Source organism: Pseudomonas sp. Eth.TT006, assembly GCF_054456575.1.
In genome coordinates, this window is the sequence record NZ_JBTJEN010000002.1 from 33,397 (window position 1) to 45,993 (window position 12,597).

Below are 12,597 nucleotides of genomic sequence, written 5' to 3' on the forward strand. Positions count from 1 at the left end.
TGATCCACGCTGAAACCTGTGGGAGCTGGCTTGCCAGCGAAGAGGCCATCAGCCGCAAAACAAATTCTCAGCCTCTTGCATGGCCAGAGGCACCCTCAGTATATGGCAGATTTTCAACCCTTCACCCGAGGCGCACAGTAGCGCCATGATCACACTCACAGACTTCTACCAAAACCTCGGCCCGGCCTTGTCTTTGCTGGTCCTCGCCACTTTCATCCTCGCCGGTCTGGTCAAAGGCGTGATCGGCCTCGGCCTGCCCACGGTCGCCATGGGCCTGCTCGGTCTGGCTATGGTACCAGCGCAGGCTGCCGCATTGCTGATCATTCCGGCGACGCTGACCAATGTCTGGCAACTGGCATTCGGCGGGCACTTGCAAGCGCTGATCAAACGCCTGTGGCCGATGCTGCTGATGATCGTTCTCGGCACCGCTATCGGCACATTGTGGATCGGCATGGCGGGTGGGCATTGGGTGGTGCGCGGGCTGGGCGCGGCGTTGTTGCTGTATGCGTTGAGCGGGTTGCTGCTACCGACGCTGCAGGTCCATCGCCGGCATGAGTGCTGGCTCGGCCCAGTCTGCGGGCTGATCACCGGCGTCATCACTGCGGCCACCGGGGTGTTCGTGATCCCGGCGGTGCCGTATCTGCAGGCGCTGGGCTTGAACCGCGATCAACTGGTGCAGGCGCTGGGCCTGTCGTTTACCGTGTCGACCCTGGCACTAGCCGCCGGATTGTTCTGGCGCGGCGCGCTGGGCGCAGGCGAGTTGAGCGCCTCGCTGCTGGCGCTGATTCCGGCGCTGCTGGGCATGTGGCTCGGCCAATGGCTGCGCCAGCGGATCAGCGCTGCGGTGTTCAAGCGGGTATTTTTTCTCGGGATGGGCGCGCTCGGCGCCCATCTGCTGATCAGCGCTTAGCCGACGAGGCGCTGAGCATGTCGATCCGGCGGATCTCGAAGTCGCGCTCCAGGTACTGCATGCGATTGTCGAAAAACTCGCGCATGTGCGGCAGGTTCGAGTGCACGTCGAGGTGCGCCTGGCTCTCCCAAATCTCGTAGAAGATGAACAGCGTCGGGTCCTGCTGGTCGCGCAGCATGTGGTATTCGATGCAACCGGGCTCGGCGCGGCTCGGTTCGACATAGGCGCGAAACAGCGCTTCGAAGGCCTCGGCTTTTTCCGGGCGGGTCTTGGCATGCAGGATGAAACCGTGGTGTTCACTCATCGAAACAACTCCTCAAAGGCTGATGGCTGCAAATGCTATTGCAACAATCGGCGCTCGATTCGTGCTTTTTGATCAAATGTATTTTGCGCCAACGCGGCTTATTCCGCGCGAGAGGGATGGTTAACCTGCCGCCATTGGTTTTCCCATCTTTCTCCAGCCCATGGGCTGCGCGAGGCGTTCTGATGAAAAAAGTGTTGTTGCTCAATGGCGGCAAGAAATTCGCCCACTCCGACGGTCGTTACAACGCCACCCTGCACGAAACCGCGATCAGCGTGCTGGATCGCGGCGGTCTGGATGTCAAAACCACGTTCATCGACGAGGGCTACGACATCGCCGAAGAAGTGGCCAAATTCCTCTGGGCCGACGTGATCATTTATCAGATGCCGGGCTGGTGGATGGGCGCGCCGTGGACCGTGAAAAAGTACCTCGATGAAGTCTTCACCGAAGGCCACGGCAGCCTGTATGCCAGTGACGGTCGCACCCGTTCCGATGCCTCGCAGAAGTACGGCAGCGGCGGCCTGATCCAGGGCAAGCAATACATGTTGTCGCTGACCTGGAATGCACCGCAACAGGCGTTCGATGACCCGACTGATTTCTTCGAAGCCAAGGGTGTCGACGCGGTGTATTTCCCGTTCCACAAGGCTAACCAGTTCCTCGGCATGACAGCTTTGCCGACGTTCCTTTGTGTGGACGTGATGAAGCGGCCGAACATCGAGAATGATGTGGCGCGTTATGAGCAGCATTTGAAGGAAGTGTTTGGTCTCAAGGCTTGAAGTGCTTTGCGGCGAAAGCGACTTCAACTGTGGTGAGGAGATTGTCTGTGTTCGGGGGGGGGTATCTGTGTTGGGGGATTTATCTGTGGTGAGGGGATTTATCTGTGGCGAGGGGATTTATCCCCGATGGGCTGCGCAGCAGCCCCGCCTTTCTAGAAAAGCGTGGGCGCTACGCGCCCATCGGGGATAAATCCCCTCGCCACAATCGGTGACCTTCACCACAATACGAAGGTGAGGACTATTCAAAGGGACCCCCGTGAAAGCCAGATCCGATGAGTTGCAGATTTTCGTCTGCGTGATCGAGTGCGGTTCGATTTCCGCCGCTGCCGAGCAGGTCGGGCAGACGCCGTCGGCGGTCAGCCGCACCTTGTCGCGGCTGGAAGCCAAACTCGACACCACGCTGATCAACCGCACCACGCGGCGCATGGATCTGACCGAAGAGGGCAAGTATTTCTTCGAACAGGCCAAGCTGATTCTCGACCAGATGGACGCCCTCGAAGAGCGCCTGTCGTCCCGCCAGCAAACCCCGTCCGGACGCCTGCGGATCAATGCCGCATCGCCGTTCATGCTGCACGCCATCGTGCCGTACATCGACGAGTTCCGCCGGCTGTACCCGGACATCCAGCTCGAACTCAACAGCAATGACCTGATCATTGACCTGCTGGAACAAAGCACCGACGTCGCCATCCGCATCGGCACCTTGGCCGATTCCACCTTGCATGCGCGTTCGCTGGGCTGCAGTCCGCTGTTGATCGTTGCCAGTCCGGCGTACCTGGAGCAGCACGGCGCGCCGCTGCAAGTCGCCGACTTGAGCGAGCACAGCCTGCTCGGCTTCACCCACAACGAAGGCCTCAACCAGTGGCCGCTGCGCTACGTGCACGGCGACCGCTGGCCAATCACCCCGGCGATCAGCGCCTCCAGCGGCGAGACCGTGCGCCAGCTGGCGCTGGAAGGGCAGGGCATCGCCTGCCTGTCGCACTTCATGACCATCGACGACATCCGCGCCGGGCGCTTGAAAGTCTTGCTCGGTGAGTTCAACAGCGGTTATCGCCAGCCAATCAACGCGGTGTACTACCGCAACTCGCAACTGGCGCTGCGCATTCAGTGCTTCCTCGACTTTATCCAGAGCAAACTTGCTGCGTACGCCAGCGCCGACTTCAAGGCTGATTCGTGACCTCTGCGCAACAGTGATTTGGCCGAGGGCGGGTTTTTCCATCAGGTAGACCGGTCGATACTCGCTGCATCACTTATTCACGCAGGGAGTTTCTCCATGAACGTATTCATCACCGGCGCCGCCGGTTTTATCGGCGGCTCCATCGCTACCGGTCTGGTCCAGGCCGGGCATCAAGTCACCGGTCTGGTGCGCAGCGCCGAGCAGGCCGATGAACTGAAAGCACTGGGCATCACCCCGGTGATCGGCACCCTCGAAGACAGCGCGTTGCTCGCCGAACAGGCCCGCGCCGCCGATGCGGTGATCAACGCCGCCAGCAGCGACCATCGCGGCGCCGTCGAAGCCTTGCTCGATGCTTTGCGCGGGTCGAACAAAGTGTTCCTGCACACCAGCGGTTCGAGCATCGTCGGCGATGCTTCGGGCGGCAAATCCAGCGACGTTATCTACTACGAAGACAACCTGCCGGAGCCGACTGTCGACAAAGCGGCGCGTGTGGCCATCGACAACCTGATCCTCGCGGCAGCCAACGATGGCGTGAACTCGGCGGTAATCTGCAACACGCTGATCTACGGCCACAGCCTGGGCGTCAAACGCGACAGCGTGCAATTGCCGCGACTGCTCAAACAGGCCCGCAAAAGCGGTGTGGTGCGCCATGTCGGCACCGGGCAGAACATCTGGTCCAACGTGCACATCGAAGACGTCGTCGACCTGTACCTGCTGGCGCTGACCAAGAACGTACCGGGCACCTTCTACTTCGTCGAAAGCGGCGAAGCCTCGTTCCGCGACATGACCACTGCCATGGCCCAGGCCCTGAACCTCGGCGAGCCACAGGACTGGCCGCTGAAAGACGCCGAGGCTGAATGGGGTTACGAAATGGCCAACTACGGCCTGGGCTCCAACAGCCGGGTACGCGGCAAACACGCGCGCGAAATGCTGGGCTGGGCGCCGAAGCGTACGTCGGTGGTGGAATGGATTCGTCACGAGGTGGTGTAAACGCCGCCAACCCTGTGGGAGCTGGCTTGCCAGCGATAGCGCTCGACCAGTCAGCATCTATATTGAATGTGCAGCCATCATCGCTGGCAAGCCAGCTCCCACAGGACCTTGTGTTCCTTTGGAGATGATGTAAATCCCACCCCGGAATTTTCATTCATCGCGACAATACGTACCTTCCAGCGACACCCCTTACCTCTCCACGAAAATTACTTTCATGCGGTTTGAAAACTCGATCTCGAAATGATTTATGAGTTTCACAACCCATTCGAACGTGACCCTTTCGAGGAGTACCGCATGACGCCTTCCTTCGGCTATTGGCTGCTGATCTATGCCGCCGTCGCCATCATCGCGTTGATCGTGTTGATCGCGCGTTACCGGCTCAATCCGTTCATTGTCATCACCCTGATCTCCATCGGCCTGGCGCTGGTGGCGGGGATGCCGCCGTCGGCTGTGGTGGGGGCGTATGAGGCCGGGGTGGGCAAGACGCTGGGGCACATTGCGCTGGTGGTGGCGCTGGGGACGATGCTCGGCAAGATGATGGCCGAGTCCGGCGGTGCGGAGCAGATGGCCCGTACGCTGATCGCAAGGTTCGGCGAGAAGAATGCGCACTGGGCGATGGTTTGTATCGCGTTTCTGGTTGGTTTGCCGCTGTTCTTCGAGGTCGGTTTTGTCTTGCTGGTACCGATCGCCTTCACCGTGGCGCGGCGGGTCGGTGTGTCGATTTTGATGGTCGGTCTGCCGATGGTTGCCGGCCTGTCGGTGGTGCATGCCCTGGTGCCGCCGCACCCGGCGGCGATGCTGGCGGTACAGGCGTATCAGGCGTCGGTCGGGCAGACCTTGCTGTACGCGATTGCCATCGGCATTCCGACCGCGATCATCGCCGGCCCGCTGTACGCCAAGTTCATCGTGCCGCGCATTCAACTGCCGGCGAATAACCCGCTGGAGCGGCAATTCCTCGACCGCGAACCGCGCGACAAACTGCCGGGGTTCGGCATCACCATGGCGACTATTCTGTTGCCGGTGGTGCTGATGCTGATCGGTGGCTGGGCCAACCTGATTTCCACACCGGGAAGCAGCTTCAATCAGTTCCTGTTGTTCATCGGTAACTCGGTAATCGCGTTGTTGCTGGCGACCTTGCTGAGTTTCTGGACGCTGGGCATCGCTCAGGGTTTCAACCGTGAATCGATCCTCAGATTCACCAACGAGTGCCTGGCGCCGACTGCCAGCATTACCTTGCTGGTCGGCGCTGGCGGCGGCTTGAACCGGATTCTGGTCGACGCCGGCGTCACCGATCAGATCGTCGGTCTGGCTCACGAATTCCATCTGTCGCCGTTGATCATGGGCTGGCTGTTCGCCGCGTTGATGAGGGTCGCCACCGGCTCGGCGACCGTGGCCATGACCACCGCGTCCGGCGTGGTCGCGCCGGTGGCCATCGGCCTGGGTTATCCACACCCGGAGTTGTTGGTGCTGGCGACCGGCGCTGGCTCGGTGATCTTTTCCCACGTCAACGACGGCGGCTTCTGGTTGATCAAGGAATACTTCAACATGACGGTCGCGCAGACGTTCAAGACCTGGACCGTGCTCGAGACCCTGATCTCGCTGGTCGCTTTCGCTCTGACCGTCGGCCTTTCCTACCTGCTGTAACCGGAGCCAGCCGTCATGGACATCCTTTACCAGATCCGCGCCCGTCAGGATTCCTTCAGTGCCGGCGAGGGCCGCATCGCCCGGCTGATGCTCGACGACGTCGGCTTTGCCGCGAGCGCCAGCCTCGAAGACCTGGCGCAACTTGCCGAAGTCAGCACCGCGACGCTGTCGCGTTTCGCCCGCACGGTGGGTTGCCGCGACCTGCGTGATCTGCGCCTGCAACTGGCTCAGGCCAGCGGCGTTGGCAGTCGTTTTCTCGACCCGGCAGGCACGCCTGAACAGTCGGCGTTCTACGGGCAGATCGTTGGCGATATCGAAACCACCCTGCGCCAGCATCTGGCCGGATTCGATGAATCACGCTTCGCCGATGCGGTGAACATGCTCGGCCGGGCGCGGATGATTCATGCGTTCGGCATGGGCGGTTGCTCGACCCTGTGCAGCGATGAATTGCAGGTGCGCCTCGTGCGTCTCGGCTACCCGATTGCGGTGTGTCATGACGCGGTGATGATGCGCGTCACCGCCGCCAGCCTGAATCCCGAACAGGTGCTGATCGTCTGCTCGCTGACCGGCATCACCCCGGAGTTGCTGGAAACCGTCGAGCTGGCGCGCAACTACGGCGCACGCATCCTCGCCATCACCCGCGCCGACTCGGCGCTGGCCGAACTGGCTGACGTTGTCCTGCCGCTGCAAGGCGCGGAAACTTCATTTATCTACAAACCGACGGCGGCGCGCTACGGCATGCTGCTGGCCATCGACGTGCTCGCCACCGAGCTGGCGCTGGCCAGCCCTGAAGACAATCAAGAACGTCTGCGGCGGATCAAACTGGCCCTCGACGAATACCGTGGCGGCGACGATCACCTGCCGCTGGGAGACTGACATGCAGTACGACACGCTGATTCGCAACGCCTTGGTTATCGATGGCAGCAACACGCCTGGCTATCGCGCCGATGTGGCGATTCTCAACGGCCGCATCGAACGCATTGGCGACCTGCACGACGCCCGCGCCAGCGAACAAATCGACGCCGCTGGCCGCGTGCTCGCACCGGGTTTCATCGACGTGCACACCCACGACGACACCGTGGTCATTCGCCAACCGGACATGCTGCCCAAACTCAGCCAGGGTGTGACCACGGTGATCGTCGGCAACTGCGGGATCAGCGCGGCGCCGGTCAGCCTCAAGGGCAATCCACCCGATCCGATGAACCTGCTGGGGACGGCAGCCGCGTTCGTTTACCCGCGTTTCAGCGACTACCGCGCCGCTGTCGAAGCGGCGAACACCACGCTGAACGTCGCCGCACTGGTCGGACACACCGCGTTGCGCAGCAATCACCTCGACGACCTGTTCCGCAGCGCGACACCAGCAGAAATCAGCGCCATGCGCGAGCAACTGCGCGACAGTCTGGAGCATGGCGCTTTGGGCTTATCCACAGGCCTGGCCTACGCCAGTGCCTTCAACGCCTCGACTGATGAAGTGCAGCAACTGAGCGAAGAACTGACGGCCTTCGGCGCGGTGTACACCACGCACCTGCGCAGCGAATTCGAGCCGGTGCTGGAGGCGATGGAGGAAGCGTTCGGCATCGGCCGTCACTCGCAATCACCGGTGATCATTTCTCACCTCAAGTGCGCTGGCGTCGGTAACTGGGGGCGCAGTCCGCAGTTGCTCGCGGCGCTGGAAGACGCGGCGAAAACCCAGCACGTAGGCTGCGATTGCTATCCCTACGCGGCGAGTTCTTCGACGCTGGATCTGAAGCAGGTGACCGATGCCCATCGCATCACCATCACCTGGTCGACGCCGCATCCTGAAGTCAGCGGTCGCGACCTGATCGACATCGCCGCCGAATGGAACGTGCCGCTGCTCGACACGGCCAAGCGTCTGCAACCGGCGGGCGCTGTGTACTACGGGATGGATGAGGCGGACGTACGAAAAATCCTTGCTCATCCGATGTCGATGGTCGGTTCTGACGGCCTGCCGGAAGACCCATTCCCGCACCCACGCCTGTGGGGCGCTTTCCCACGGGTGCTCGGCCATTTCAGTCGCGATGTCGGGCTGTTTCCGCTGCACACCGCGGTACACAAGATGACCGGCCTGTCGGCGGCACGGTTTGGTTTGCACGAGCGCGGCGAGATTCGTGAAGGCTATTGGGCGGATCTGGTGTTGTTCGATCCGGCGACGGTGCGCGATGTCGCGGATTTCCATGACCCGCAGCGGGCTGCCCAAGGCATTGATGGAGTGTGGATCAACGGGGTGTTGAGCTACCAGGAGGGGCAGGCTTCAGGACGTCACGCCGGACGGTTCCTCGCCCGTGAAGATGACCTGCGCAAAGGTTTTGTATAACTGCAGCTGCGAGTTTGCGACGTGATCTGGATTTTGGTGCAGTGATGGCACATTGGAATTAAAGATTCCTTCAGCCAAGCCGAATCGCTGACATTCAGTGGATTTGGCGTCTGTCGCCCAGGGAGTTTCATGTACCGCGTTTGTTTGTTTGTAGCCGCCACGCTGTTGACGGGCTGCGTCGGTCCTCAGGCCAATCGGACTGCTGCCCGGGCTGAAACCACCGGGATGCTTCAGCGCCCGATCGTGACGGATTCGATTGTTCGCGAAGGCGATGTCCTGAGCTTTCAAGTCAGTGAATCAGGCGAAAATCAGGCGGGTTCGGGGATGCTCGCGCAACTTGAAGCGTCGTGCACGGCGGATCAGGGAAAACTGCTTTACCTGACCAGTACTGTTCGTCGCTATCTGGGTGCCAATGGCCGCCAGTACAGTGTGGGCCTGCCGATACCTGCCGCAGCTTATCCAGCGCTCAAGCGCAACCCGGACTTTGTCCGTGCCTGCGCACAAACACCGCAGCCGGACTGGCGGGTGGTCAAGGGCAGTGGCGAAGAGCAGTGGGTATTGATTGATCGCAACAGCTTCAAGAACGAGGGTGGCGAATTAAAGTTCTGGGCGGCCTACGACAATCCGTTTGTAGCCTTCGATATGCCCTACGACGCACCTTACGCACAGAAGCGTGAGCACTACGCAGTCAATTGCGCGAAGCAGGTTTTCCGTCAGGTCGCCGGGTATGACCTCAATGCCGACAATAGCGTGACCGATGGTCAGGACCGTATTTCCCTGACATCCACAGCAATCGCCGGCAGCAATGCCGATTACGAAATGCTGTTCAAACTGGCGTGCGAAAACCCGCAATCCATCGCACAACTACCGGTATTCGTACCGCGTGCCAAGAAGACTCTGCCGGTGACCCTGCCGAAGGTCTCCGAGGCGGCACTCTCTGCCATCAAGAGCCTGAACATGCCCTCGGTCAGCAAACCCCTGAGCTACGTGGAGGTTGTGGGCAAATCCACGTTCAAATCCACCACCTCGGATATGCGCGAAGAGCGTTTCCTGAGTGTCGACGCTGCCAGCGGTCAGTCTTCCCAGCGCCTGACGGGCAAGAGTTACGAGGGCAATAGCGTGACTTTCCGAGGACTGTTCGATCTGGTTCGACAAAGCCAGTACGGTGCGGGCCAGGCTTCGTCGATGAAGGACAGCTCCAGCCTGGAAGCGCTCACCTTTACTGGCGACTGGCGGCACATGCCGGTCAACGGCAAACTCGGTTACACCACTCGGTCAACCTCGTTCAACTCGCTGATCGGCAAGTCCAGCGAGATCAGCCGCAGCAACGAATGCACGGTCGTGCGAGACCTTTTCGCCAGTGAACTCAATGCCACGTTGAGCGGCGGGGCCAAAGAGCTGTCCTGCCGGCGGGACAATGACGAGTATGAGCGAGTCGATACGTATTATTACTTGCAGGACTACGGGTACTTCTTCTTTGCCCGAACCGACAAGAACCGCTTCTACTACCATGACCTCACGCTCAAGACCGTGCGCTGAGCCAGCGGTTTGAGTCCTACTCGCCCGCCACACGCGGGCGCACCCTACACGCGAGAGCATGCCCATGAGCTTCGGCAAAACCACCCCGATCCTGCGGATTTTCGATGAAGCCAGGGCCATCGAGTTCTACGTCAACTTCCTCGGCTTCAAGATCGACTGGCAGCACCGTTTCGAGGCCAACTTCCCGTTGTATCTGCAGGTGTCCCGTGGCGAGTGCGTGCTGCACCTGTCCGAACACCATGGCGATGCGACGCCGGGTGCTGCGCTGCGTATCGAGACCGATGAGCTGGAGGCGTTTCAGCAGCAGTTGCTGGCCAAGGATTACAAGTTCTCGCACCCACAGATTCAGGCGATGCCGTGGGGCAGTCAGGACATGACGATTGCCGATCCGTTTGGCAATCGGTTGGTGTTTACCAATGCGATCAGTGTTTGAGGCGGAAACGCCAAAAACCAAAAGCCCCTCACCCTAGCCCTCTCCCGGAGGGAGAGGGGACCGATCCGGGGATGCTTGAGAGATACACCGACCTGAACCTGCTCGGTCGAATCCATAATCGACTCGGTCATTCAGGTCGATGTATAGCGCCAGACACCTCGGTCGGCCTCTCTCCCTCGGGGAGAGGGAACCGATCCGGGGATGCTTGAGAGATCACCGACCTGAGCCTGCTCGGCCGAATCCATAATCGACTCGGTCTTTCAGGTCGATGTCTGACGCCAGACACCACGATCGGCCCCCTCTCCCTCCGGGAGAGGGCTGGGGTGAGGGGAGATGGCACACCGCAAAAAGAAGCCCGCCACCCAACCATCACAGTTGGAGTCGCGGGCTTTTGCGTTATTCGGTCGGCACTAACTGATCCAGCACACGATTGACGGCGATTTCCGCCACCATCACCACTTGCGCGATGCCTTGCAGGGTTTTGCGATGCGAGCCTTCAAGCAGACCGGCGAAGTCGTTGAGCATGACGGTGGCCGAGCCCAGCGTCTCGCAGGCGTCGGCCAGCAACGGTTCGGTGCCGCTGTCAGGACGGGCCATGTAGAGGCGATTGGCCTGGCAGGGGGCGGCCATGATCGCGGGTGTCGGTGGGCCCAGATAGTGGTCGAGGGCGCGCTCGGCGGCTTCGTGGAATTTCTTTGATTCGGGGGATGTGTAGGGGGAGGCCGGATCGGTGTCCGGTGGGTTTGGCGTAACTTTGAACATGGGAGCGTACCTTTCAAGGCCGCATCCATTTCGCCGCTAAGCAAAAGGGAGGCAGCTGTGCGCAAGTTAGCGGACCGGTCGCATCCCACCCCGGCGCACCCGAAGGTGCCATGCGCACAGCCACCATCAAGCGCAGGCAAATGCCTGACTGGATGTGCATGTGCAATCGGGAGCGAATGTGGCCGAGCCGCTAAGCTCGATCACTGGAAATCAGTGACGGAATCAAGTTACCGATGGGCTCCAGGGCGCACAAGCCGGCGGATTCTGGCGTAGCCGTAGGCAGTGGCGCAAGGATTTGTAGGCAGCGGGGCGTAACACTGAGTGTCTTTAAACACGGTGGTTGCGGTGGGTTTATCGGGCTGCGGACATTGAGGATTTGTCTGTAGGTTTTTTGGTGTTGCCGCTGCCGCCTTCGCTGGCAAGCCAGCTCCCACAATATCCGTGTCGTGCATAAAATCGCTGACTTGCGCAAAACCTGTGGGAGCTGGCTTGCCAGCGATGAGGGCCGGCCAATCACCCCCGATGCATTTGCCGAAACTCCCCCGGCGGCATCCCGCGCCAGCTCTTGAACGTGCGGTGAAACGAGCGCGGCTCGGTAAACCCCAGGTACTGCGCGATGTCCTGAATCGGCAATGTGCTGTTGAGCAAATAATGCTCGGCCAGCTCCTGGCGCAGCTCATCGAGAATCTGCTGATACGACGTCCCCGCCTGTTGCAATTGACGCTGCAACGTGCGCACCGACACCGCCAGTTGCTCGGCCACTTGTTCCTTGCGCGGCAGACCTTCCTTGAGCAACTGGCGCAGGATGCTTTTGACCTGCTGCGCAAGCGTCGCATCCTCCAGCGTCGCCATCAGCCCCAGCGCATGTTCTTCCAGGGTTCGCAGCAGTTGCGCGTCGGCCTGGCGCAACGGTAATTGCAGATACGGTAGCGGCACGATCAGCGCTGAATAGGGCTTATCGAACAACACCGGGCAGGCGAAGAACTGCTCGTACTGCGCTTGCGTGGTGTCCGCCGGGCGCGGATGTTCCAGCCACACGGCGGCCGGTGACAGCTGCGTGTCGGCGATCCAGCGCGCGTAGTGCAGCCAAGAACCGAGGACGTTTTCCACCAGATGCCGACGAATTCGTGGGCGCTCGTAGCGGCAGTTCCAGATCAGATGTACATGGCCGTCCTGCACCTCAGCGCGGCTGACGCCCATGTCGCCCACCAGTTTTTCGAACGGCATGATCCGGCTCATCGCCTCGCCCAGCGTCGCGCAGTTCATGGTGATGTAACCCAGCACGCTCCAGGAGTTGGGCAGGACGAACTTCGCCGCGTTGAGGCCGAACAGCGGATCGCCCGAATGTGCGCAAAAGTAATCCAGCAGACGCTCATGCACCTCACCCGGCAGGCGCAGGCTGTTGTCGCTCAATTGCTGCGCCTGCAACCCGGCCGCCGCCAACGCCGGCTCGATGGCCATGCCCAGTTGCTCGGCATGGCGCACGTATTTGAGCAGCGGCGGAACGGAGGTGAAGCCGAGCGATTGCATGAGCCGGAACCCTTGATCAAGGTCTGCGTGGGCGAATGAGTGCCTGCAAGGTAGTTTGAAACCCCGGCTAAAGTAAATGACTGGCCGTTGCGCGACGTTTGACTCAATTGGCTACTCGAACTGGCCGGATGCGACCGTGACACTTTTCGGTTGCTGGCTAGTATGGAGGCTTGGCACATCACCGATCAGACTGCAGAAAAAGG

12 protein-coding genes are annotated in these 12,597 nt (G+C 60.8%); 9 read left to right on the plus strand and 3 right to left on the minus strand.

Annotation, left to right across the window (positions count from 1 at the left end):
* Nucleotides 1–145 precede the first annotated feature (145 nt).
* Entirely contained in the window at nucleotides 146–910 is a 765-nt protein-coding gene (locus ACXR0M_RS03335; RefSeq protein ID WP_458829914.1) for a sulfite exporter TauE/SafE family protein, read from the plus strand.
* Here the strand turns inward: ACXR0M_RS03335 and ACXR0M_RS03340 are convergent.
* Nucleotides 900–1,214: a putative quinol monooxygenase gene (locus ACXR0M_RS03340; RefSeq protein ID WP_458829915.1), complete on the minus strand. Its 315-nt coding sequence runs from the start codon at nucleotides 1,212–1,214 to the stop codon at nucleotides 900–902. The genes ACXR0M_RS03335 and ACXR0M_RS03340 overlap by 11 nt on opposite strands.
* 182 nt (nucleotides 1,215–1,396) lie before the next feature.
* Here ACXR0M_RS03340 and ACXR0M_RS03345 point away from each other — a divergent pair, with 182 nt between their 5' ends.
* The 8 genes from ACXR0M_RS03345 (at nucleotide 1,397) to ACXR0M_RS03380 (ending at nucleotide 10,102) form a co-directional block, all read left to right on the plus strand.
* Complete coding sequence (locus tag ACXR0M_RS03345; RefSeq protein ID WP_458829916.1) at nucleotides 1,397–1,987, plus strand: NAD(P)H-dependent oxidoreductase; 591 nt, start codon at nucleotides 1,397–1,399, stop codon at nucleotides 1,985–1,987.
* Between the two features lie 256 nt (nucleotides 1,988–2,243).
* Nucleotides 2,244–3,161: a LysR substrate-binding domain-containing protein gene (locus ACXR0M_RS03350; RefSeq protein ID WP_458829918.1), complete on the plus strand. Its 918-nt coding sequence runs from the start codon at nucleotides 2,244–2,246 to the stop codon at nucleotides 3,159–3,161.
* A 96-nt stretch (nucleotides 3,162–3,257) separates the two neighbouring features.
* Nucleotides 3,258–4,151, plus strand: a complete 894-nt coding sequence (locus tag ACXR0M_RS03355; protein ID WP_458829920.1) for an NAD-dependent epimerase/dehydratase family protein — start codon at nucleotides 3,258–3,260, stop codon at nucleotides 4,149–4,151.
* Nucleotides 4,152–4,445: 294 nt separating this feature from the next.
* Nucleotides 4,446–5,795, plus strand: coding sequence for a GntP family permease (locus ACXR0M_RS03360; protein WP_458829922.1), 1,350 nt, complete (start codon nucleotides 4,446–4,448; stop codon nucleotides 5,793–5,795).
* A 15-nt stretch (nucleotides 5,796–5,810) separates the two neighbouring features.
* The gene (locus tag ACXR0M_RS03365; protein WP_458829924.1) at nucleotides 5,811–6,671 is read left to right on the plus strand and encodes a MurR/RpiR family transcriptional regulator; all 861 of its coding nucleotides are present in this window, start codon (nucleotides 5,811–5,813) and stop codon (nucleotides 6,669–6,671) included.
* A gap of 1 nt (nucleotide 6,672) precedes the next feature.
* A complete protein-coding gene (locus ACXR0M_RS03370) occupies nucleotides 6,673–8,130 on the plus strand; it encodes an N-acyl-D-amino-acid deacylase family protein (RefSeq protein WP_458829926.1) in 1,458 nt (485 codons plus the stop codon).
* A gap of 324 nt (nucleotides 8,131–8,454) precedes the next feature.
* Entirely contained in the window at nucleotides 8,455–9,669 is a 1,215-nt protein-coding gene (locus tag ACXR0M_RS03375) for a hypothetical protein (protein ID WP_458829928.1), read from the plus strand.
* Nucleotides 9,670–9,733: 64 nt separating this feature from the next.
* Complete coding sequence (locus ACXR0M_RS03380) at nucleotides 9,734–10,102, plus strand: glyoxalase superfamily protein (protein WP_458829929.1); 369 nt, start codon at nucleotides 9,734–9,736, stop codon at nucleotides 10,100–10,102.
* A gap of 396 nt (nucleotides 10,103–10,498) precedes the next feature.
* On the opposite strand, the gene ACXR0M_RS03385 is transcribed toward ACXR0M_RS03380, so the two are convergent.
* Complete coding sequence (locus tag ACXR0M_RS03385; RefSeq protein WP_458829931.1) at nucleotides 10,499–10,864, minus strand: DUF6124 family protein; 366 nt, start codon at nucleotides 10,862–10,864, stop codon at nucleotides 10,499–10,501.
* A 513-nt stretch (nucleotides 10,865–11,377) separates the two neighbouring features.
* Nucleotides 11,378–12,394: an AraC family transcriptional regulator GliR gene (gliR, locus tag ACXR0M_RS03390; RefSeq protein WP_458829933.1), complete on the minus strand. Its 1,017-nt coding sequence runs from the start codon at nucleotides 12,392–12,394 to the stop codon at nucleotides 11,378–11,380.
* Between the last annotated feature and the right edge of the window lie 203 nt (nucleotides 12,395–12,597).